The 21,648-nt window shown below is 65.0% G+C and carries 19 protein-coding genes; 6 read left to right on the forward strand and 13 right to left on the reverse strand.

The window, feature by feature from the left end; all coding sequences use genetic code 11:
- Positions 1 to 8 precede the first annotated feature (8 nt).
- From QRN51_RS03700 to QRN51_RS03720, 5 genes are all read right to left on the reverse strand, one after another.
- On the reverse strand, positions 9 to 902 hold the full coding sequence (locus QRN51_RS03700; protein WP_059388540.1) for a carbohydrate ABC transporter permease: 894 nt from the start codon (positions 900 to 902) through the stop codon (positions 9 to 11).
- Positions 902 to 1,864: a carbohydrate ABC transporter permease gene (locus tag QRN51_RS03705; protein WP_059388541.1), complete on the reverse strand. Its 963-nt coding sequence runs from the start codon at positions 1,862 to 1,864 to the stop codon at positions 902 to 904. The genes QRN51_RS03700 and QRN51_RS03705 overlap by 1 nt, the downstream gene beginning before the upstream one ends.
- A gap of 10 nt (positions 1,865 to 1,874) precedes the next feature.
- Positions 1,875 to 3,194 (reverse strand): ABC transporter substrate-binding protein, encoded by a 1,320-nt coding sequence (locus tag QRN51_RS03710; RefSeq protein ID WP_284988671.1) that lies wholly within the window; start codon positions 3,192 to 3,194, stop codon positions 1,875 to 1,877.
- A gap of 134 nt (positions 3,195 to 3,328) precedes the next feature.
- Positions 3,329 to 4,129 carry a hypothetical protein gene (locus tag QRN51_RS03715; protein ID WP_284988672.1) on the reverse strand — a complete coding sequence of 267 codons (801 nt, stop codon included), beginning with the start codon at positions 4,127 to 4,129 and terminating at the stop codon, positions 3,329 to 3,331.
- Positions 4,126 to 5,211, reverse strand: coding sequence for a Gfo/Idh/MocA family protein (locus QRN51_RS03720; protein WP_284988673.1), 1,086 nt, complete (start codon positions 5,209 to 5,211; stop codon positions 4,126 to 4,128). Before QRN51_RS03720 ends, QRN51_RS03715 begins: the two co-directional genes overlap by 4 nt.
- Positions 5,212 to 5,415: 204 nt before the next feature.
- On the opposite strand from QRN51_RS03720, the gene QRN51_RS03725 reads away from it, so the two are divergent.
- Both QRN51_RS03725 and QRN51_RS03730 read left to right on the forward strand, forming a co-directional pair.
- Positions 5,416 to 6,636, forward strand: a complete 1,221-nt coding sequence (locus tag QRN51_RS03725) for an ROK family transcriptional regulator (protein ID WP_284988674.1) — start codon at positions 5,416 to 5,418, stop codon at positions 6,634 to 6,636.
- A gap of 138 nt (positions 6,637 to 6,774) precedes the next feature.
- Positions 6,775 to 7,971: an MFS transporter gene (locus QRN51_RS03730; protein WP_284988675.1), complete on the forward strand. Its 1,197-nt coding sequence runs from the start codon at positions 6,775 to 6,777 to the stop codon at positions 7,969 to 7,971.
- Between the two features lie 192 nt (positions 7,972 to 8,163).
- Here the strand turns inward: QRN51_RS03730 and aceB are convergent, their stop codons facing one another.
- Both aceB and aceA read right to left on the reverse strand, forming a co-directional pair.
- Positions 8,164 to 9,816: a malate synthase A gene (aceB, locus tag QRN51_RS03735; RefSeq protein ID WP_284988676.1), complete on the reverse strand. Its 1,653-nt coding sequence runs from the start codon at positions 9,814 to 9,816 to the stop codon at positions 8,164 to 8,166.
- A 379-nt stretch (positions 9,817 to 10,195) separates the two neighbouring features.
- On the reverse strand, positions 10,196 to 11,530 hold the full coding sequence (gene aceA / locus QRN51_RS03740; RefSeq protein WP_284988677.1) for an isocitrate lyase: 1,335 nt from the start codon (positions 11,528 to 11,530) through the stop codon (positions 10,196 to 10,198).
- A gap of 155 nt (positions 11,531 to 11,685) precedes the next feature.
- Between aceA and QRN51_RS03745 the strand changes: the two genes are divergently transcribed.
- Positions 11,686 to 13,197 carry an XRE family transcriptional regulator gene (locus QRN51_RS03745; RefSeq protein WP_284988678.1) on the forward strand — a complete coding sequence of 504 codons (1,512 nt, stop codon included), beginning with the start codon at positions 11,686 to 11,688 and terminating at the stop codon, positions 13,195 to 13,197.
- Positions 13,198 to 13,219: 22 nt separating this feature from the next.
- On the opposite strand, the gene QRN51_RS03750 is transcribed toward QRN51_RS03745, so the two are convergent.
- The 3 genes from QRN51_RS03750 to QRN51_RS03760 are packed head-to-tail and all read right to left on the reverse strand — an operon-like array spanning position 13,220 to position 14,792.
- Complete coding sequence (locus QRN51_RS03750) at positions 13,220 to 13,813, reverse strand: dihydrofolate reductase family protein (RefSeq protein WP_284988679.1); 594 nt, start codon at positions 13,811 to 13,813, stop codon at positions 13,220 to 13,222.
- A gap of 48 nt (positions 13,814 to 13,861) precedes the next feature.
- Positions 13,862 to 14,395 (reverse strand): DUF6036 family nucleotidyltransferase, encoded by a 534-nt coding sequence (locus tag QRN51_RS03755; RefSeq protein WP_284988680.1) that lies wholly within the window; start codon positions 14,393 to 14,395, stop codon positions 13,862 to 13,864.
- A gap of 31 nt (positions 14,396 to 14,426) precedes the next feature.
- Positions 14,427 to 14,792, reverse strand: coding sequence for an iron chaperone (locus tag QRN51_RS03760; RefSeq protein WP_284988681.1), 366 nt, complete (start codon positions 14,790 to 14,792; stop codon positions 14,427 to 14,429).
- A 393-nt stretch (positions 14,793 to 15,185) separates the two neighbouring features.
- On the opposite strand from QRN51_RS03760, the gene QRN51_RS03765 reads away from it, so the two are divergent.
- From QRN51_RS03765 to QRN51_RS03775, 3 genes are all read left to right on the forward strand, one after another.
- Complete coding sequence (locus QRN51_RS03765; protein ID WP_059388549.1) at positions 15,186 to 15,887, forward strand: queuosine precursor transporter; 702 nt, start codon at positions 15,186 to 15,188, stop codon at positions 15,885 to 15,887.
- A gap of 214 nt (positions 15,888 to 16,101) precedes the next feature.
- The gene (locus tag QRN51_RS03770) at positions 16,102 to 16,788 is read left to right on the forward strand and encodes an ABC transporter ATP-binding protein (RefSeq protein WP_284988682.1); all 687 of its coding nucleotides are present in this window, start codon (positions 16,102 to 16,104) and stop codon (positions 16,786 to 16,788) included.
- A gap of 2 nt (positions 16,789 to 16,790) precedes the next feature.
- Positions 16,791 to 18,296 (forward strand): DUF6297 family protein, encoded by a 1,506-nt coding sequence (locus QRN51_RS03775; RefSeq protein ID WP_284988808.1) that lies wholly within the window; start codon positions 16,791 to 16,793, stop codon positions 18,294 to 18,296.
- 63 nt (positions 18,297 to 18,359) lie between these two features.
- On the opposite strand, the gene tgt is transcribed toward QRN51_RS03775, so the two are convergent.
- The 3 genes from tgt to QRN51_RS03790 all read right to left on the reverse strand — a co-directional run bounded on the left by tgt (position 18,360) and on the right by QRN51_RS03790 (position 21,582).
- Entirely contained in the window at positions 18,360 to 19,616 is a 1,257-nt protein-coding gene (tgt, locus tag QRN51_RS03780; RefSeq protein ID WP_502870848.1) for a tRNA guanosine(34) transglycosylase Tgt, read from the reverse strand.
- A 129-nt stretch (positions 19,617 to 19,745) separates the two neighbouring features.
- On the reverse strand, positions 19,746 to 20,471 hold the full coding sequence (locus tag QRN51_RS03785; protein WP_059388552.1) for an SRPBCC family protein: 726 nt from the start codon (positions 20,469 to 20,471) through the stop codon (positions 19,746 to 19,748).
- 61 nt (positions 20,472 to 20,532) lie between these two features.
- Entirely contained in the window at positions 20,533 to 21,582 is a 1,050-nt protein-coding gene (locus QRN51_RS03790) for a DUF6707 family protein (RefSeq protein ID WP_284988683.1), read from the reverse strand.
- Positions 21,583 to 21,648: the final 66 nt, after the last annotated feature.

The raw sequence follows: 21,648 nt of genomic DNA on the forward strand, positions 1-21,648 counted from the left end.
AGGTTCGGTTATCGTCCGGCGAGGGATCCGCCGATGCCGCCGACGCTGAAGTACTTGTTCAGCGTGGCGAAAACGATGATGGGCGGGAGCATCATGACGACGGCGAGGGCCATGACGCCGGACCAGTCGGTCATGTTCTGCTGGAAGAAGGACTGCACGCCCACCGGCAGGGTAAAGATCTCGTTGGAGCGCAGGAACACGATCGCGACGAGATAGTCGTTCCAGGCCAGGAGGAAGGCGAAGATCGCGGTGGACAGGATGCCGGGCAGGGAGTTGCGCAGCACCACCTTCGTGAACGATCCGAACACGGAGCAGCCGTCGATCCACGAGGCCTCCTCGAGGCTGACCGGGATGGAATCGAAGTATGCCGCCATCATCCACGTGGCCACGGTCATTGTCGAGCCGACGTAGATGATGATCAGGCCGAGCAGATTGTCCACGAGTCCCATGCCTGCGAAGAGGATGAACAGCGGCACCACCGAGGTGATGATCGGCAGCGACTGCATAACGAACAGCAGCAGGGAGTAGCCGGAGACGGCTTTCGAGCGGCCGCGGGAGAGGACGTACCCGGCGGGTGCGGCCACGGCGACGGCGACGATCACCGTGGAAAGCGTGGTGACGAGGCTGTTGGTCAACCAGGTGCTGGCGAGGGTCTTGGAGAAGACACCGGTGATGTTTTCCAGCGTCAGGCCGGTAGCGGTGCTGTTCGGACCCGGGGTGAGGGCCAGGATGACGGTGACCATGATCGGGACGAGGACGATCGCAGTAATGGCAAGGATCAGGACGAACCGCCACCAGCGTCCGCGCATGCCTGCTTCGGAGAGGACGCGGCGCGATTTCTCGGGTCCCGCGACACCGAGTGCGGGTCCGGATTCGGGGTGGGCGTGGAGTACTGCGCTCATTATTCGACGCTCGACTTTCGGATCTGGCGGTACAGGAAGACCGACACGACGACGAGGGTGAGGGTCATAAGGAAGGCGATCGCGACGCCGGGACCGGTCTGGAAGTCCTGGAAGACGCTGCGGTAGGCCAGGACCACGAGGGAGGTCGTGGCGTCGACGGGGCCGCCGCCGGTGAGCAGGTAGATGGTGGGGAAGTCGTTGACGCAGAAGATCGTCATCAGGATCCAGCTGATGTACGTGGAGCGGGCGATCATCGGCAGGGTGATCTGGGTGAACTGCTGCCACTTGCTGGCGCCGTCCATGCTGGCGGCTTCGTAGACGGTGGTGTCCACGGAGGCCAGGGCGGCGGAGATCATCATCATCATGAAGGGGAAGCTGACCCAGACCTTGAAGACCATGACCATGACGGCGGCGAGGTGCGGGTCGGCCAGGAACAGCGGTGTGCCGAGTCCGAGGTTGCGGAAGATGGAGGGGATGAGGCTGTCCGGGGTGGCGACGAGCCAGTTCCAAGCGGTGGAGGACACGACGATCGGCACCACCCAGGGCAGGAGGAGCAGGACCTTGAAGGTGCCGCCCGCCGGGATCTTGGTGCGCAGGAGCAGTGCCAGGCCCAGGCCCACCAGCCAGGAGCCGAAGACGCCCACGATCGTGAACCACAGCGTGAACTGTGCGGCCTTCCAGAAGGCGGGCGAAGACAGGACGGTGGCGAAGTTGTCGACGCCGACGAAGTTGCCGGTGTCGATGAGGGAGCCGTCGTGGGTTGCCTGCACGCCGGCGTAGATCAGCGGGTAGCCGTTGATCAGGATGAGCAGGACGATCGAGGGCAACAGGAGCCAGAAGAACGTCCGCTTGGTCTGCCCCGACAGTTTGCTCTTGCGGTTTACGGACCCGCCGCCAGACCCGCCGGGAGCGAGTCCCCGACGGGCCCGGGCGAGGCCGGACTGTGTTGTGGTGGTTGACATGGCGACGGCTTTACTTCTTGATGACGGATTCGAGGCCGGTCTTGAAGGCCGTGAGTGCAGTCTTGGCGTCGGTCTTTCCGGTCAGGATGGTCTGGGTGAACTGGTTGAGTGCCTGGCCGCCGTCCAGGACAGCGAGGTTGGCGTTGAGAGAGGTGCCTTGCGCGGCGAAGGTCTTCGCGATGGGCTGGTATTCCTTGACGATCTTGACGTTGTTGGGATCACCGGCAAACTCGGGAAGTTCAGTGATGGACTTGAAGACCGGCAGTCCGTTCATCAGCTTCTGGCGCCACAGCTCCTTGACCTGGCCCAGGTAGTAGGTCAGGAAGGCCTCGGAAGACTCCTGGGAGGGGGTGTTCTTGTACATCATGATGTTGTTCGGGAACACCAACGCTGCTTTGTCGCCGTGCGGACCGGCCATCGGGCTTGCCACCAGGAGGTCTCCGGAGGTGTCGCCCACGCGCTGCGGCAGGCCCAGCACATACATGCCGAAGGCAGCCTTCTTGCTCTTCCACTGCGCATCGAGGTTGTCCGTGGTGTAGCTGACCGCCGCGGGGTCGACGACGCCGTTGGAGACCAGCTCGAGCAGGAATTCAATGGCTTCGACGTTGCGGTCGTTCATGACGTCCAGCTGGCCGTCCTTGGTGAAGACGCCACCGCCGTTGTTGATCATCATCATGATCATCAAGTGGTTGCCGATGTTGTTGCCCGCGCCGGAACCCGTAGCGAAGCCGACCGCACCGATGGACTTGAGCTTCTTGCCTGCCTCGAGCAGGCTGGGCCAGTCGGTCGGAACCGCCACGCCGGCCTGGTCGAAGAGGGACTTGCGGTACCACAGCGGGCGCATGTCCAGCTGCCACGGAACGGCGACGTAGCCCTTGTCCGTCTTGAAGGGCTCCAGCACGCCCGGCAGGAAGTCGTCGAACTGACCGTTCTTCTTGAGCGCCTCGATGACCTTGTCTGCGTAGGCGATCTGGCCCTGCTGCTCGAATTGGAAGGCCTGGAAACCGCCACCGGTGGATACCGCAGGCCCGGTCTTGGACGCGATGGCCGAGGAAAAGGTCTGATAGAAGTTGTTCCACTGGATGATCTGGTAGCTGGCCTTGCCGTTGCTGCCTGTGGGTACGTAGCTCTCTGCAATCTTCTTGGCGGCGTCATTGTAGGCCGGGGTGCCCCATGGCATGTCCCAGAACTTGATCGCGCCACCGGCGCTGGAGCTTGAGCTGGAGCCGCCTCCGCAGGCTGCGAGCAGGGGGACAGCCGCTGCTGCCGCCGTGAGGCCGAGGAAACCCCTGCGGGAGAAATTGCGGCTGGCTTCGGACTGAACATTCATGATGATTCCTTTCGGGACCGCTGCGTGGTCTTCGCGTTTGGTGCGGTCCGGCTCGTCGTCGAGAAGGCTAATGATTGCTTGGTGCTCTGTTGCGCTCGATGGTGCTGGTTGCGTGTTTAAGGAGAGGTGCAGGTTCAGGAGAGGTGCGCGATGGATTCCGTCAGCCGCGCAAAGCCAGCCAGATCGGAGGGGAGAGTACCGGCGTCGAGGTGTTCCTTGAGCCGGCGCCAGGTGGTGCGGTGGGCGGATTCGTAAAGCGTTGGCAGGAGGATTTCCCCCTGTTGCCCGGTAGCGCGGACTTCTGCCGGCCAGGCGGCAAGCGGTTCCGGGACCGCAATGCTGACACCGCCGTCGTCGGTATACAGGCGGAAGTCGACGCCGGCGGCCCGGGAGTTGCTCAGCACGCCTTGGAGCGAAACCGGAGCTCCGTTGGCGAGCCGCCCGGAAACCGCGTAGCCGTGCGCGCCGCGGCGCAAGAGGCGAAGCGCGTCCAGTTGCCCTGTCACGCGTACGACGGCGGCGAGGTGCTCGGTGAGCAGCCGTTCCGGATCCGTTCCTGCCGCGGCCGTCGCGACGGTGTCCAGCATGGCGGCGCGGCCGGCTACCGTGCGGACGGCGTCTTCGGCTCCGGCGAGACCCGGGCTGGATGCCCAGCGCTGGTCCAGGACCACCGCGACGCCGGACGCTTCAGCGGCGTCGAGCAGGGCGGCGGTGTTTTCCGGGACCGGGTTGACGACGACGATGCCCGACGCTCCGCCGTCGATCGCCTTGATGGCCTCGGTGGTCCAGCCCGCGGCGCCGTCGATGGCGGAAATCCGTGCGGCCTCCCCGGTTGCTACCGGGCCGAAGCTCGCTGGAAGAGAAGCCACCGCGAGTGCTACGGAGCCGCTCTCTTCCGCCTGCGGGGTAGCAGTGACCGTGTACTGGGTGCTCATGAGCGGGCTCCTGCATGGCTGTTTGCGTGCTCCGCCGCCGCGAGGTCCACCGTGGCGTCGGCAATGGCTATCGCGAAGGTGAGGTCATTGATGAGGCTTTCGGCCGACGGCGGTTGCTTGGTTCCGAGTGCCAGTTGGGCGAGTTCGCGCCATTCGCCCTCGTAGCCGTTGTGCTCGAACGGTCCGTAGGTGGTACTTGTGGTTCCGCGGGTGATGGTTGCGACCGCGGAACCCGCCTGTACATAGGAAGGAGTGAAGTCCACGCGAAGGGCTGCGTCGTCCGAGATCGCTTCGAAGACCCATTCCGGCTTCCATGTCTTGTTCATGGCTGCCCTGAGTTCGATGATCCGGTCACCTGCGCCCGGTTTTCCAGAACGAAGCGAAATCACGTAGCCGAAAGGCCGCACGTGGCGCGCCTGCAGCACCTCGAGGTCTTCGAAATCCGGCGTGAAGCGGCGGACGAGCGGAAGGTCGTGGATGGCGAGGCCCATGATGCCGCCCCGCAGGAAGTTCTTGATGACCTCGATATCGCTGTAGTCAGGGTTGCCGCTGGCTGGCCGGGTAATGATTTCGGTGGCGAAATCTTCGAACCGGGCATTGGGCGGGAGAACGATGGAAGAACGGATGGTGTGGACGTTCTCGGGGAGATCGCCCCAGTTGGCTTCGGCTGCGAGCCAGCCTGGATCGAAGGTGTGCATGGCGCCCACGATGATCGGCACGCCGGTTTCCGCGCTGACCGCCGAAATCCGGGCCGCTTCCTCGCCGCTCATGGCGAAGGGCTTTTCGCAGAGGACTGCCTTCTTTCCCGCGCGGCACGCGGCGATCACTTGGTCCGCGTGGAACTGGTGGGGGCTGCAGATGGCGACGATGTCGACGTCGGGATCGCCCAGGAGTGCGTCAATGCTGGTGCTGTGTTTGGCGCCGACGCGTGCTGCGACCGATTCGGCAACCGCGGAGTCGACGTCCATGATGTGGCGGACTTCCAGGATGTTCCGGAGCCGGGCCAGGGAAGGAAGGTGGATTGCTTGGGTGACCGGGCCGGCGCCAAGGATGCCGACGCCGAGGGGGTCTGGTGATCCCAACGGTGTTGCCTGTGAGTGGCTGGACAAGATCAGTTACCTCTTCGTAAACGGAGTCTCTGAGTTTCAGCGTGGCTTTGTGGGCTACGTGACCCTTCTCACAAACAACCTACGACGACTTTTGTCGATGAGCAAGCAAAAGTTGAAAATCATTCGACAATCTTTTTGCTGCGTGACAGCCATAAGCAATCGTGCTATCACTGATGCATGACTTCAGCACCCGAAAAAGCCCCGGGCAAGGACGGCTCCGTACAGGACGCCGGGAGCCTTTCGCGTGCAGGAGACCTGTTTCAGCTTCTTCGCGACGGCCAGGCACGGACCCGCGCCGAACTCGCCATCACCACCGGGCTGGCCCGTTCCACCGTCGCCTCGCGCATCGACGCCCTCATGAACTCCGGACTCGTGGGTCCCGCCGGCGAGGCAAGCTCCAGTGGCGGCAGGCCGCCGTCGCGCTTTGCCTTCAACCCTGCGGCCCGCGTTGTCTTGGCGGTCGACGTCGGAGCGACGCACGTAATCGTTGCGGTCACCGATCTCGGTGGAACAGTCCTGGCCGAGCGCCGCCTCGCGCAGGAAGTCGCAGACGGTCCCGAGGTGGTGCTCGGCAGGGTGGTGGCGGAAGGACGGGAGCTTCTCACCGAAGCCGGCCGCAGCCTTGACGACCTCGCCGGGATCGGCATCGGGTTGCCCGGTCCGGTGGAACACGACACCGGCAGGCCGATCAAACCGCCGATCATGCCCGGCTGGGACGGATTCGACGTGGTCCGTTACATGCAGCGCTCGCTGCCGGTTCCGGTCCTCGTGGACAACGACGTCAACATCATGGCACTGGGCGAACGCACAGCGTATTGGCCGGACCACGACAATTTGCTCTTCATCAAGATCGCCACGGGCATCGGCGCGGGCATTATCAGCAGCGGCGAGCTGCAGCGCGGCGCCAACGGCACGGCCGGGGACCTCGGCCACGTCCGGGTTCCCCGCGGCGACGACGTGCTCTGCCGCTGCGGGAACTACGGCTGCCTCGAGGCACTCGCCTCGGGACCCGCCGTCGCCCGCCAGCTGCACGCCCAAGGACTCCCGGCCAGCAACGGCGGGGACGTGCTGCGGCTCGTGGCCGAGGGAAACCTCCAGGCCATCCAGGCACTCCGGCAGGCCGGACGCGACGTCGGCGATGTCCTGGCAACCGTGGTCAATTTGCTCAACCCCTCCATGATCGTGATCGGCGGCAGCATGGGGGAGGCCGGCGAGCACCTCGTGGCCGGCATCCGCGAAGTTGTCTACCGGCGTTCCCTTCCCTTGGCCACCTCGCACCTGCGCATCGGCATCTCGATGGCGGGCGACCAGGCCGCGATCCTCGGTGCGAGCCAGATGGTTACCCAGCACGTTTTGTCTCCGGCAGTGATTGAAGCCACGCTCCAAGCAACCGGCTGACGGGCTTTTAACCCCCGCGCGAACTGGCAGCAAATGACCCTTGCCGCGGATTTTGGGGTCATCGCCTGCCAGTTCGCGCCGTGGAGGCGTGATAGCAATGAAGGTGATGCCTACTTTCCCCGCCTTGCAGTGCGCCCCATGACCGGTCCATTCCTCGCCAAGGTCCCCCGAGGTTGGCTGATTCTTGCGTGCATAGGCCTCATCGCCCTCAACATGCGGGGACCCTTCGTCGCGGTGGCGCCGGTGGTGGAGTCCCTCAAACGGGATCTTGGATTTTCCCCTGTGGAACTCGGGCTGCTGACGGGCATCCCCGTGCTTTGCTTCTCGCTCGCCGCGCCGCTGGCCTCAATGGCCGGACGCAGGCTCGGCGCCGAATTCGCCGTGATGCTCACTCTTGTGGGTGTGCTCGCCGGCGTCGTGATCCGCTCCAGCGGCGGCGGTGTTCCGGTCATGGTGGGTACGGTCCTTATCGGCCTCGCCATCACGATCGGCAACATCGCCGTGCCGCTCATCATCCGCCGGGACTTCGCACCGCGACGCCAGGCAACCGCCATGGGTGTCTACACAGCAGCGCTGAACATCGGGTCCTTCCTGACTTCGGTGGCCACGGCCCCGCTCGCGGAACTCGTGGGATGGCGTCTTGCCCTCGCCGCGAGTGCCCTGCTGGCCCTCGCGGCCATCCTGTTCTGGATTCCCACAGTCGGCGCCCGGCAAGCTTTCGTTCCCGCTGCTGTGCCGACCACCCAGGGTTCGCGGGGCGGCAAGGCTTCCGGGGTTGGCTGGCTGACCGTTGGCCTGACGCTCGGCTTCGCTGGCCAGGCCTTCTCGTACTACGGCGTGACCGCGTGGCTTCCGAGTTTCCTCGCCGACGAACTGGGCATGGGCACCGCGCAAGCCGGGGCGGGATCGTCGCTCTTCCAGATTTTCGCGATTGTCGGTGGCCTCGGCGTGCCGCTGCTCGCCCGTTTCGCCAGTACGACGGCGGTGGCGGCCACCTTGGGTGCCTTGTGGCTCACAGTGCCCTTGGGCTTGTTGCTGGCCCCGGGCTGGTGGTGGCTATGGTCCTCCCTCGGTGGAGTAGCGCAGGGCGGCGGCATCACGGTCATCTTCATCGCCATCATCAAGTTCGCGCGCGACCAAGCTTCGGCAGGCAAGATGTCCGCCGTCGTGCAGGGGATCGGCTACTGCTTCGCGGCCTTGGCTCCGACCGTCATCGGCTACGTGCACGGCATCTCCGGCAGCTGGACCGTGCCGCTCCTGGTGATCCTCGGATCGGTCACCGCATTCTGCATCTGCACCACCCTCTCGGTGCGCTGGGTGGCCCGGCAGCGCTAAGTGCGCGCCGCCGTCGTCCCTTAACCCCGCGCGAACTGGCAGCAGATGACCGTTCCCAAGCGGCAAAGTCATCGGCTGCCAGTTCGCGCGTGTTGATGAAGGGGTTCCGTCGCTGGGCTGCCGCCCCGACCATCGGGGTCACTTGTTGCGAAGAGTGCAGGCAGCCCAGCGGCGGGGGCTTTATCTACGGGTTCAAGCGGCGACGAGTTCTTCCTTGGTCGCTTCCTCGCGGGCTTCCGTGAGGTAGCGGGCGTAGGCCGGGATGGTCAGGAAGGTGGGGAACTCCTCGGCGAGGGTGACTTCTTCGAAGATGCTGCGGGCATCGTTGAAGCGGTCGTCGTCGAAGCGTTCCAGGCGGGCGAACTCTTCGTCCAGGAGGTCGTTGATCCACTCGCGGGTGATGACTTCACCGGTGTCGGTGATGGCGTGCGAGTAGATCCACTGCCACAGCTGTGAACGGGAGATCTCCGCCGTGGCCGCGTCCTCCATGAGGTTGTGGATGGCCACGGCGCCGTTGCCGCGCAGCCAGGACTCGATGTAGCGGATGCCCACCTCGATGTTGTTCCGGATGCCGGTCTCGGTGATGGTGCCCGTGGTGGAGGCGACATCGATCAGCGCGCGGTCGTCCGGGGTGACGTCCTCGCGTGAGCGGTCCAGTTGGTTCGGACGCTCGCCGAGTACGCCGTCGAACACTTCGCGGCACACCGGAACCAGGTCCGGGTGGGCCACCCAGGAGCCGTCGAAGCCGTCGCCGGCTTCGCGGGTCTTGTCCGCGCGGACCTTCTCGAACGCTGCCGTGTTGGCGGCCTCGTCCTTGCGGTTGGGAACGGCTGCGGCCATGCCGCCGATCGCCATGGCGCCGCGCCGGTGGCACGCCCGGACCAGTTGCTCGGTGTAGGAGCGCATGAAGGGCTGGGTCATGGAGACCTGGGCGCGGTCCGGCAGCACGAAGCGGGGCCCGCGGGTGCGGAAGTTCTTGATCACGGAGAAGATGTAGTCCCAGCGTCCGGCGTTCAGGCCCGAGGCGTGATCGCGCAGCTCGTACAGGATCTCCTCCATTTCGAAGGCCGCGGTGATGGTCTCGATCAGCACGGTGGCGCGGATGGTGCCCTGCGGGATGCCGAGCAGGTCCTGGGCCAGGATAAAGATGTCGTTCCAGAGCCGGGCCTCGAGGTGGTTCTCGATCTTGGGCAGGTAGAAGTACGGGCCCTTGCCCTGTGCCAGCAGGCGCCGGGCGTTGTGGAAGAAGAACAGGCCGAAATCGACCACGCCACCGGCAACGGGCTTCCCGTCGATGAGCATGTGCTTCTCCGGCAGGTGCCAGCCGCGCGGCCGCACCACGATGGTCGGCAGTTCCTCGGCGGCACGGAGCTTGTACTCCTTGCCCTCCGGTGAGGTGAAGTCGATGCGGCGTTCCAGGGCATCGGTGAGGTTCAGCTGGCCCTGGATGACGTTGCGCCACGTGGGGGTGGAGGAGTCTTCCATGTCGGCCAGCCACACCTTGGCGCCGGAGTTCAGCGCGTTGATGGTCATCTTCCGGTCAACCGGCCCGGTGATCTCCACGCGTCGGTCTTCCAAGCCCGGTGCCGGGGGAGCGACCCGCCAGTTCGGATCATTCCGGATGCCCGCCGTCTCCGGGAGGAACCGCGGATCCTGTCCGCTCGCGATCTGGCCGCGGCGGGCGTGCCTTGCCTGCATCAGCTCCTGGCGGCGCTCCGCCGTCGCGCGGTGCAGGGCTGCCACGAATTCCAGGGCGTCCGGGGTAAGGACCTCGTTCTGCCGGTGAATGGGCTGGGCGGTCAGCGTGATGCCGTTGATCGTGTAATTGTCGGTGAAGCTGTTCATCTCAATCTCTCCTCAGAGAAGCAATGTTCGACGGCGGGCCTAGCTGGGTTCGATACGGTGCGTGGCTGGCTCCGGCCTTCGGACCGGCATTGCTCTGCCTGCTATTCCCCGTTTCCGGGTCCGACCTCGCTGAGCGAGGACGGACCCGGAAACGGGGCCCCTTTTACGCAGGCTGCCGCAATACCGGACTCTTCGGCCTCGTGCGCCAGTCGCCAAGCGCCGCAAAGTCGGCGAAGGTGATCCGGAAGCGTGCGTAAAAGGGGCCCTGTCCCCGTCCTCGGCCGAGCTTTGCGAGGCCACAGGACGGGGATGGGGAATAGCACGCGGAGGATTGCCTTTGTCGGCCGCACCGCTGGGGCAGCGGCCCGCCGTCGGGAGGTTAGTGGAACTGGCCTTCTTCGGTGGATCCCACCAGGGCCAGGGTGGATGCGTTCGGGTTGAGCGCGGTAGCGATGTCGTCGAAGTAGCCGGTGCCGACTTCGCGCTGGTGCTTGGTTGCGGTGTAGCCGCGGGACTCGGAGGCGAATTCCTTTTCCTGGAGTTCGACGTAGGCGCTCATGCCGTCGCGGGCGTAGCCGTGGGCGAGGTCGAACATCGAGTAGTTCAGGGCGTGGAAGCCGGCCAGGGTGATGAACTGGAAGGTGAAGCCCATGGCGCCGAGTTCACGCTGGAACTTCGCGATGGTGGCGTCGTCCAGGTGCTTGCGCCAGTTGAACGACGGGGAGCAGTTGTAGGAGAGCATCTGGTCCGGGAACTCGGACTTGACGGACTCGGCGAACTTGCGGGCGAGTTCGAGGTCCGGAGTGCCCGTTTCCATCCAGATGAGGTCCGAATAGGGGGCGTAGGCCTTGGCGCGGGCGATGCAGGGTTCGATGCCGTTGCGGACCTTGTAGAAGCCCTCCGCGGTGCGGACCGGCTGTCCCCCTTCGCGGAGGATGAATTCCTGATCGCGCTCGTCGACGTCGGAGGTGATCAGGGTGGCTGCCTCGGCGTCGGTGCGGGCGATGATCACCGACGGTGTGCCCGCGACGTCGGCCGCGAGGCGGGCGGCGTTCAGGGTCCGGACGTGCTGTTGGGTGGGGATGAGCACCTTGCCGCCGAGGTGGCCGCACTTCTTCTCGGACGCGAGCTGGTCTTCCCAGTGCACGCCCGCGGCGCCGGCCTGGATCATGGATTTCATGAGTTCGTAGGCGTTCAGCGGGCCGCCGAAACCGGCTTCGGCGTCGGCGACGATCGGGACCAGCCAGTCCTCGACGGTCTGGATGCCTTCGGAGAATTCGATCTGGTCGGCGCGGAGCAGGGCGTTGTTGATGCGGCGGACGACGGTGGGGACCGAGTTCGCCGGGTACAGCGACTGGTCCGGGTAGGTGTGGCCGGAGTTGTTGGCGTCGGCCGCGACCTGCCATCCGGAAAGGTAGATGGCCCGCAGCCCGGCCTTGACCTGCTGCACCGCCTGGTTGCCGGTCAGCGCACCGAGGGCGTTGGTGTAACCGCCGGTCTTAGCCTCTTCCGTGAGCTGCTTCCACAGCTTCTCGGAGCCGCGCCTGGCCAGGGTGTGTTCTTCGGAGACGCGGCCGCGGAGGCGGACGACGTCGGTGGCCGAGTAATCGCGGGTGACGCCTTCCCAACGCGGGTTGGCAGCCCATTCGAGCTCCAGTGCGGCGGCCTGCTGCTGAGCGGAGGTGGGCTGCCCTGGTTCAAATGCTGCGGTCATTGTTCTGTCTCCTTTGACGCTACTGTGGCGTTTTGCTGTGTATGTCGCCCCGGCCGATCTTCGCTGCGCCTTTGCATTTCAGATCGACCGGGACTTCGTGGTTATTACTTTTCAGCACTTCCAAGAGGCTTTCTAGATAAAAACCATGGAAAGAAATGCACTTCTTCGCGTATCCTCAAGAAATGCCACCTGTGAGCTGGAACCGCGAAGTACCGCCGCCGTCGTCGTCCGCTTCCACCGCCGAACTGGACGTCATCAGCCTGGGCCGCCGCGTGCGGTATCTGCGCAAGCAGGCCGGACTGACCCTCGACGACGTGAGTGCCGCCGTCGGGACCGCCCCGAGCCAGCTGAGCCTCATTGAGAACGGCAAGCGCGAGCCCAAACTGGGCCTGCTGAAGCAGCTCGCGGCGGCGCTGAATGTCGGCATCGACCAGTTGCTCGGAGCGGAACCGCCCAGCCGTCGCGCGGCCCTGGAAATCGAACTGGAACGGTACCAGCGCGGGCCCTTGTACGAGTCGCTGAATCTGCCGAAAATCCGCGTCAGCTCGCGGCTTCCGCTCGATGTTCTCGAATCGCAAGTGGGCCTCCTCCAGGAGCTTGAACGCAAGCTCAACGAGCAGGTCGCGACGCCGGAAGAAGCGCGGCGCGCGAACGGTGAACTGCGTGCCATGATGCGCGAACGGGGCAACTATTTTCCGGAGTACGAAGCCGAAGCGCAGAAGGTCCTCAAAGGCGTTGGCTACACGACGGGTCCCTTGAGCCAGCACGTCATTGCCGACATCGCGGACCACCTCGGATTCACGCTTCACCACGTGGGCGACCTGCCCCATTCCACCCGTTCAGTGACCGATCTTAAGAATCACCGAATTTATCTCACGCAGAGCCAACGGCAGGACCACGATCCCCGTTCGGTCCTCCTGCAAGCCCTCGGCCATTACGTCCTGGGACACGAGACGCCCAAGAACTACGGCGACTTCCTGGCGCAGCGGGTCGCGACCAACTACTTCGCCGCGGCGCTCCTCCTGCCCGAACACGCCACCCTGGAGTTCCTCCAGAAGGCGAAGGCCGCCAAGGAGATCGCGGTGGAGGACATCCGCGACGCCTTCGCCGTCTCCTACGAAACCGCTGCACACCGCTTCACCAACCTCGCGACGAAACACCTGGGCATCACCACCCACTTCCAGAAGACACACCAGAGCGGCATCATCTACAAGGCCTACGAGAACGACGGCGTGGCCTTCCCCCAGGACCATACCGGCGCCATTGAGGGCCAACCGGCGTGCAAAGCCTGGACTTCGCGTGCCGTGTTCGACGTTCCGGACAAGTTCAGCGCCTACAGCCAGTATACCGATACCGTCTCCGGCACCTACTGGTGCACGGCACGCACGGAGCGTTCCGCGGCTGGCGAGTTCTCGCTCAGCATCGGCGTGCCGTACCAGCACGTGAAGTGGTTCCGCGGGAGGGAGACGACGGCGCGGGCTACCTCGACGTGTCCGGACCCGAACTGCTGCAAGCGCCCGCCGGCGTCGTTGGCTTCATCCTGGGCAGGCAACGCCTGGCCGTCCGCCCGCGCCCACTCGCACCTGCTGGCCGCCATGCCGCCGGGCGCGTTCCCCGGCGTCGACGAAACCGAGGTGTACGCGTTCCTGGAGGCGCACTCGGGGTAGTTTCGTGCGGGGCTTTTGGGGTCTACTCCTTGAGGACCGGGTAGCTCAAGTGCGTGACACCCACACCCTCGACGACGGTCGGGTTGCCCAAAGTGAGCGGCGCGTTCCCAACGCGGTCGAACATCCGGATACCGGATCCGAGCAGCAGCGGAATCAGATCGACGCGGATTTCGTCCAGCAGGCCGGCATCGAGGCACTGCCGAATGGTGTCCGGCCCGTGCATGCCGACGATCTTGTCGCCGGCAGCGGCCTTTGCCTGCGCGACGGCGCTTTCCAGTCCGTCGGTGACGAAATGCACCGCCGTGTCGGGGCGGGGCCACCCCTCCGGCATCTGATGCGTCACCACATACGCGGGCACGCCGAACGGGTGCTGGCCGCCCCAAGCGTCGGCGCGGTCGGAGGTGCGTCTCCCGGTGAGCATCGCGCCTACCTCGCCCATCAAAGCCCGTAGGTATTCAGCGCTCGCTTCGGAAACATGGAACGTGAAGCCCGGGTTGAAGGTAGGGACGTCGACGTCGCCGGCGAAGTACCAGTCGAAGACCTCGTCAACGCCGTCCTCGAGATCCGCCACGTAGCCGTCGAGGGACATCGACATGAACGCCACTACCTTGGTCATTACCTAGCTCCTTCGGTTTCGGACGGGTTCGGGCCGGCCGGGGCCGGGTCAAACGGACATGGCCCAAGACAAAGCCGCATCCCGTCGAGGCTCGGATGGGTCTATCAGCCTGATTCTGTCCACGAGCCGGACGCGCTCGATGAGGGATGACTCGATGAGTGCAAGAACGAACGCGTGGTCCTTGGGGCGTGCAGCAATGAGCTTCGCCGCGCAGAGATCGTAAGGGTCCAGGCAAAGCCCGGTGCTGTTCCGGGTCGCCTCGTTGCGCACGCCGACCAGGCGGTACTCCCAGTCCTCCGGGAGCACCGCGGTCTCCCTTTCGGCCGCTTGTACATAGAACCCGAACTCCTTGTGGAAAGGCGACCACTCGCCAAGCACAGAGTCGATGCTGTCCGCGAGCGTGCCGGCGTCGTCGTCGGAAAACGGCGCGATGTCGACGGCATCCGACATAGTGATCGTGGCAGGTAATTGGTCCTCCGTGAACGATCCCAGAATGGACTGGCTGCCGATCACGATCACCCGGTCGCCGTGGATGACATCCGTGGCGGCCCGGATGGCGTGCTCAAGCTCATCGCGGCGCATGGCTGTACCGTACCCCTGCCCAGGCCGATTGTCAGTACCCGCCCCGTCGCCTCTCGCGCTCAGACAGCAGCGTCGCCACCTCTTCGATGATCTCGTACGGCATAGGCTTCCCGAGGGGGAATTTTAACGTCCCCTTGGCCGCCCGGAACGGGGCGATTTCGCGCTCGAAGTCCTCGCCGCCGTCGGGCACTGGATAGACGGAAATGTGGTGCTTCCACGCCGCGAAATACACGACGTAGTGGCCGTCGAGCGTGATGGTGGGGATCCCGTAACTGATCCTGTCCGCGGCTCCGGGCACTGCTGCCAGGGCCCGCCGTCGGATCTCGTGAAGGATGGGTTGGACCTCGCCGGGTTGCGCCGCGATGTAGTCGTCCACCGTGTCAAAGTTCGCTGCCATGTGCGTCCCTCGCTCCGTTCCGTATCCCGCCGCTCTGCTGGTCTTCGACCAAGCTTGCCGTACCCCGCGCCGCCCCGCCAGAGGGGGTCGAACGGGTCCGGGGCGACCCCGACGCTCGCTCACTTATGTCGGGTTTGGGCCGGACGCTCGCTCACCTATGTCGGGTTTTGGCCGGACGCTCGCTCACCTATGTCGGGTTTGGGCCGGACGCTCGCTCACCTGGGGTGACACGCGTCGTCGGCGGTGGCGAGTTTGCCTGACAATTCTCGATTCCCCGATGCGAGAATGGGGGAGGCTCCGCGGTTTTGCAGGCGGGTCCACCACCAGTGCTAATACAGCGGGGCGCCGTGCTTACTCCAGCCGCCTGCGCGAACCACTATGAACGGACAAGCTATGACGTCAGCACCAGAATCCCAGACCCTCAGTAAACCCGCGCCGCGCTTCGCGTCGATAGGCTCCCCGTACTTTGGCATCATGCTGGCATGCATGGCCGTCGTGCTGATCCTGTCCAATATTGGCGCTGCCAAAGGCGTCGTCTTCGGTCCGATCATCACCGATGGCGGATTCTTCCTCTTCCCGCTTGCCTACATTCTTGGCGATGTCATGAGCGAGATCTATGGATTCAAGGTTGCCCGCAAAGCGATCATCACCTCGTTCGCGCTGTCAGCATTCGCATCGCTCTGCTACTGGATCATCATCGCGCTGCCGGGTTTCAATGACGACTATGGCAACGCCAAGCAGGCCGCCATCGAAGGCGCACTGGGGCCGGTTCCCCAGATCGTCCTTGCTTCCCTTCTCGCATTCCTGGCCGGCCAGACAATCAACTCCCTGATCCTGGTGAAGATGAAAGCCCGTTCGGGTGAGAGAACTCTCTGGGCCCGGCTCATGGGCTCGTCCGGGGTCGGCGAATTCGTGGACACGCTTATCTTCTGCAGCATCGCGGCGTCGGTCATTGGCATTACGGACTTCGGAAGCTTCGTCAACTACGTGCTGGTTGGCTTCGTGTACAAGGTCGGTGTCCAGTACATCCTCGTGCCGGTGACGTCCTTGGTCATTGGCTGGATCAAGAAGCGCGAGCCCAGCTACTGGGCCTGAGCAGGAAATCCAGGACGGCATTTATGTGAGCGGGCGTCGGGCCGGGACGCGATTTATGTGAGCGGGCGTCCGGCCGGGACGCGATTTATGTGAGCGCGCGTCGGGCCGGGACGCGATTTATGTGAGCGAGCGTCGGGCCGGGACGGCATTTATGTGAGCGGGCGTCCGGCCGTCGGCTCAGGGGAACCGCAGGGAAGTCCGGTAGTTTCAGAGGATGAAGCTGGGAAGCGCCGTTCTGACGGCCGAGAATCTTGTTGCAGGCTATGGCGAGCATGCTGTGTGCGGGCCGCTCGACGTCGAGGTTTTCTCCGGGCAAGTGCTCGGGATGGTGGGCGAAAACGGTGCCGGCAAGTCCACCCTGCTGCGCACGATGATTGGCGCCCAGGCCGCCATTGAGGGCGATGCCCACGTTCTTGGCTTGATGCCGGACGACCGCTCGGCCCTCTTCCGCAGCAAGGTCTCGGTGCTGCTGGATGAGGATGCCTACTTCGATTCACTCACGGTCCGTGAGCACCTTTCCTTGGTGGCCCGTGGGCATGGCCTCGCCAACCCCGACGGGGCTGTGGAGGAAGAGATCGGCTTCTTCGAGCTTCAAACCGCCGCCGATGCCTTTCCCGATCAGCTTTCCTCCGGACAGCGCCGCAAACTCCTCCTCGCCTCGGCATTCATCCGGCCCTTCGAACTGCTTGTCCTGGACGAACCGGAACAGCGGCTCGATACCCGCATGCGCGGCCTGCTTGCGCAGCGGATCGCCCGGACTGCCAAGAAGAGTGCCGCCGTCGTCATGGTCACCCACGATGCGGACGTCGCCCAAGCGGCGTGCACCCGGGCGGTAATAGTCGACGACGGCGGTGCGCGCGTGGTCAGTACGGACGAGGCTGTGGCAAGGATTCGCCGGTGAGCATGTCCACTGCTGCCGTAGCGCAGCCGGAGTTCGTGGATTTCGACCCCGAGCGTGCCACTCGAAAGGTGATTCGCCCGCGGGGCCAGTCCTTGCTCTCCAGGCTCAACGAACTGTACATCCAATTCCTGACGTTCGGCGTCGGCCTGATTTACGCGATTGGCCTCCTCAACGGGCTCACTGCCGCAGCGGAGCATGGCTTCGGCGGCCACCTGATTTCGGTCGGCTACGGCGTGGTCCCCGTTGAATACGGCCTGGTGGTTGGGTTCGGGCTCTTGGGCCTCGCGGCCTATTGGGTGGCGGGCAGGCTCGGGCCACTGGCCATCACGGCGAATCAGCGGCACTGGTGGTACTCGCTGGCTATCGACCGCGAGCCGCTTCTAGCCCGAGGACTGCGTCGCGCAGTCTCGGCTGCCGCCGTCGTCGGAGCCCTCGCCACCATCCCGGTAGCAGTCATCAGCGGTTCGAACGCGATGGTGTTTGCCGGACGGGTCCTGGCAGGGGCACTGACAGGTGCCGCTATTCTCGCGCTGGCCGCGTTCGCCCAGACGCGTTCACGGGCGGCGGCCGGGCAAGGTAGGCCGATGAACTGGCTGTTGGCGGCTGCTTCGGCCGCACTCGGCGCGATGCTGTTCGGGACGCTGCAGGGGAACTGGATCTTCGCCGTTGCCCCTGCTGTCGCTTTGGTTGCGGCGGCGCTCGGGATGCGGAACAAGCTTTCCAGCGTCCGCACGACATCGCTGCTCAAAGCCGGGTCCGCGAGGGGACATGTTCAGGCTGCACTGACGCTCATGGACACCGGGGAACTCAGTGCCTCGCTTTCCAGCGGCGGCAAACGGAGCCGGGTCAAGCTCCCCGGCACGCCCAGCACCGCAGCAGGCGCGCTCTTCCACGCGGAGGCAACTGTACTCGCCCGGCAACCCGGCCGGCTGTGGCGCTGGGGCCTGGGTCTCGCCGTCGTTCCCCTGACCGGGCTGGTCCGGACGTTCGATTCGCCCGTCATCCTGCTTCCCGTGCTGCTTGCCGCGGCGATCTTCTCGTCCACAGCGGCGGCAGGGCCCCTTTGGCAATTGCGCATGGCCCCCAGCCTCGACGCCCTCCTCCCGATTTCGAGGACAGCTTCGCGCTGGGTCCACGTCGCGCTGCCGGTCATGCTGATGGGTTTGTGGACGACGGCGGCTGCCGGATTCTTCGTGCTGGCGGGCGGCTTCCGGGTGGAGCTCCTCGTCCTGGGTGCGGCGGCGGGAGGCGGTTTGGGCGCGGGGATGCTGCGACGAGCCTTCCGCCAGCAGGAAGACCTGACCAAGCTCGTGTACCTGATGCAGCTTGGGCGGAGCGGACCCGCCATGCTGGGAACCAGGATCCGGGGCTACGTGCTGTGCCTCTTCGCCCTGGCGCCTTTGGCCTTGGGCATGCTGTTTAACGCGCCGGAGGTTTTGGTGACGCCCGCCGTCGTGCTCAATGTGGTGCTGCTGGTGATCGGCGTGGTGACGGCCGACCGCCCCTGAGGCGCCCCTTGGCGCGATCTCGACGACGACGGCAGGTCGCCTGCCCGGGAAGCGACCGGGACCCTAGGAGTAGTACCGCCCCAACGTCTCGGCCTTGAACTCGAAGAAGTCGCCGGATTCGATGGCCAAGCGGGCGTCGTCCACCATCTTCACCACGAAGCGCTCGTTGTGGATGGAGATGAGCGTGTGCGAGAGCAGTTCATGGGCCTTGTACAGGTGGTGGATATACGCGCGCGAATAGTTGGCGCAGGTGTAGCAATCGCAACCGTCCTGCAAGGGTCCGAAATCCGATTTGTAGCGGGCCCCGGAAAGGTTGAACCGACCGGACGGCGTATAAAACGCCGAGTTGCGGGCCACGCGGGTAGGGGAGACGCAATCGAAGGTGTCGGCACCGTTTTCGATGGACGTGAAGATATCGTCCGGCTCGGAGATGCCCAGGAGGTGGCGGGGCTTGTTCTCGGGAAGTTCCTCGTTGCACCAACGCACAATGGTGCCGAGGTTCTCCTTCTCCAGTGCACCGCCGATGCCGAAACCGTCAAAGGGCATCCCACCAAGATCCCGGCAGGCCTTGCGGCGGAGGTCCTCGTATTGCGCCCCCTGGATGACGCCGAACAGGGCTTGGTAGGGCTTGCCCACCCGCTCCGCCGTCAGCCTCTCATGCTCCACCACGCAGCGCTCGGCCCAACGACGTGTGCGCTCCAGGGATTCCTCCTGGTAGCCGCGGGAATTCTGCAGGGTGGTCAGCTCGTCGAAGGCGAACATAATGTCTGCGCCGATCTGGTGCTGCACCCGCATGGAGATCTCCGGCGAGAAACGGTGCCTGTCCCCGTTCAAGTGCGACTTGAACCAGACGCCGTCCTCATCCACGTGCGCCAGCCGCTCCTTGCCAGGGGCCACGGCGTCGTCTGGCCCCGACGCATCCACGGAGGTCATGTCGATGACCTTCTTGAACCCCGAGCCGAGGCTCATCACCTGGAATCCGCCCGAGTCCGTGAATGTGGGTCCGTCCCAGTTCATGAAGGCGCCAAGACCGCCCGCCGCGTCGAGGATCTCCGGCCCTGGCTGCAGATACAGGTGGTAGGCGTTGGCCAGCAAAGCCTGCGCGCCGAGCTCCTTCATGGATTCGGGCAGAACGGCTTTGACAGTGGCTTTCGTCCCGACGGCGATGAACGCGGGCGTCTGGATCTGGCCGTGCGGGGTGGTGATGGTGCCGGTGCGGCCCAGGAACTCTCCGCACTGGCCGCCGTCGTGACGGCTGCCGCCGTCGGCGTTCAAGAAGCCCGACGACGGCGGGCGCGTTTCGCTGAGCCGCGCACCCACCTCGAAGGAAAACGCGGACTGCTGGGCAGCTGCGAGCGTGGACGGATCGGACTCGGAGTTAGACCCGGAATGGGGCACGGAAGAATCGGCTGGCACCGTTACAGTCTGCCAGCCCCGGAGCGTGAATCGTCAGTGCGAATGCACCTCTGTGGGGTAGTTCTCAGCCTTCCAGCTGTCCCAGTGGGAGCGGATCGAGTCCAGGCTGGCCGCGCCCAGGTCGTAGGTCGAAGCGATCACGATCGTGCCGCCGTCGGGCCTCTTCTCCGGAATCACCGGCTGGTCAGCCACAATCAGCAGCCCGTCGCCATGTTCCGCGTAACTGTGGACGGTGAGGCCCACCTGGTGGTTGCTCCGGAACCAGACCTTGCCGGAGAGGGCCTCGCCCGTGGGAAGCGTGAGCGAGTATTCCTCGCCAGGTGCCGGGACGTCGGCCAGTCCAAGTTTCTGGATCCCGGATCCGCTGCCGCCAGGCAGGGAGACAAAATGCGTGCGCCGGTGCCCGTGCGGATGGCGTTCCAGGGCGAATCGGAGCTGGTGCAGGAACGTCAGCCAGCCCTGGGTGATGTCTTCGTCCCACGCGGCCCATTCGGAATCATGGTCCAGGGCCGCCCGCGTCACGCGGACCTCGGTGCCTCCGCTGACCGGGGTGAGCTCGAAGACGTCGCCGCCGTTCACAGTGAGGCTTGTGTGGTCGGGACCCTCGACCACGTCGGTGCTGAAGTAGATCTGGTTGATTTCGTCGCCGAGTTCGTCGGCCTCCCAGCCGTGCCATTGAGCTACGAGCGACGGTTCGCGCAGCGAAGTCCAAACTTGCTGCGCGTCGGCATTAACAACAACGCTCAGATTGTTCGTCATGGCCCGAATCTACCGCCGTTGGCGCGAACGCGACAGGTCTTGCGAAATCCTCCGATAGCGCCTACGCCCGCACGGCCTCGAGTTCGTTCGCGATCCGGTGATCGAGTTCCCCCACGCCCAGGGTGTTCGAGCCGCCGTGCGAGCGGAGGAACAGCAGGGTTTCGAGCCGGAGCAGCCGCCATTCGCGCTCGGCATCGCGGTTGCCGTTGTCGATGGAGCGGAAGATTTCCTTGTCGTAGAGGTTCGGTTCGTTGAGCCCGCGCTGCCGGACTTTGGCGGCGATCCGGGCCTTGAACGGGTCTGTCTCCACGGTGTCCGGGGCTTGCAGGAGTTGATCGTAGACTGCCGCGCGTTCCGTTTGGCCGAGCTCACGGCAAATGAAGCTGGAAAGTGCGAGGGAACGTTCAACGGACATCCACCGGTCGCGGTTTCCGTCGTAGGGGAGCACGTTGAGAATATCGGCCACCGCGAGGGCGCGGTCCGGATCCCGCAGCTCGATGAAAAGGTCGTGGGCCAGGTCGCTCAGGTCCCGCAGGCAGCTTCCCGACTTCGTATTGATGCCCTTCACGAGACGCTCGCTCAGCACCGCGACCCCATTCCGGCCGGGGTGGGCTTCGCCAGCGGCGCCCACGATGTTCTCGGGAGAGTCTGTCGGTTCGGGGATCAGGGCGAGCTGCGCGGGATCCGGCCCCGCCGGCCGGCTGACAGTCGGTGCCACCGGAGGCAAAGGAGGCACGACGACGGCGGGAACGGCTTCCGCGGGCGCGCCGCCGCCGTCGGAGGTACCGCCGTCGGGCGCATCGCTAGTATCCGGCTCCAGGGCCGGCTCTTCGCCGAGCGGGGCCGGAACTTCGGCGAGCGGCGTGTCGGCGACGTCCGGGATGGCGGTCGCTTCGCCCACCGGAACGCTGGACCCGATCGCGATCCGCACGTTCCCGCCGTCGAGCGTGGTCACCAGGATGAGCGCGGGCACGCCAAAATCGTCGTGTTCGAGCTCAATCTGGGTGATTTGCTCCGCGGGACCATCACCAGGGAGGAACAGGTAGTCCCCGATTTGCAGGGCCCCAGCCTGCTTTTCACGGTACTGCTGGTCGGCTGGGCTGTGAGTCATCGGAAGTCCTTTGGTTCTCTTGGGGTCCGCCCAACAGTCTATAAAACCCCACCGAGCAAATCGGGG

The sequence above is a fragment of the Arthrobacter sp. efr-133-TYG-120 genome (assembly GCF_030209785.1).
In the GTDB taxonomy this organism is placed as follows: domain Bacteria; phylum Actinomycetota; class Actinomycetes; order Actinomycetales; family Micrococcaceae; genus Arthrobacter.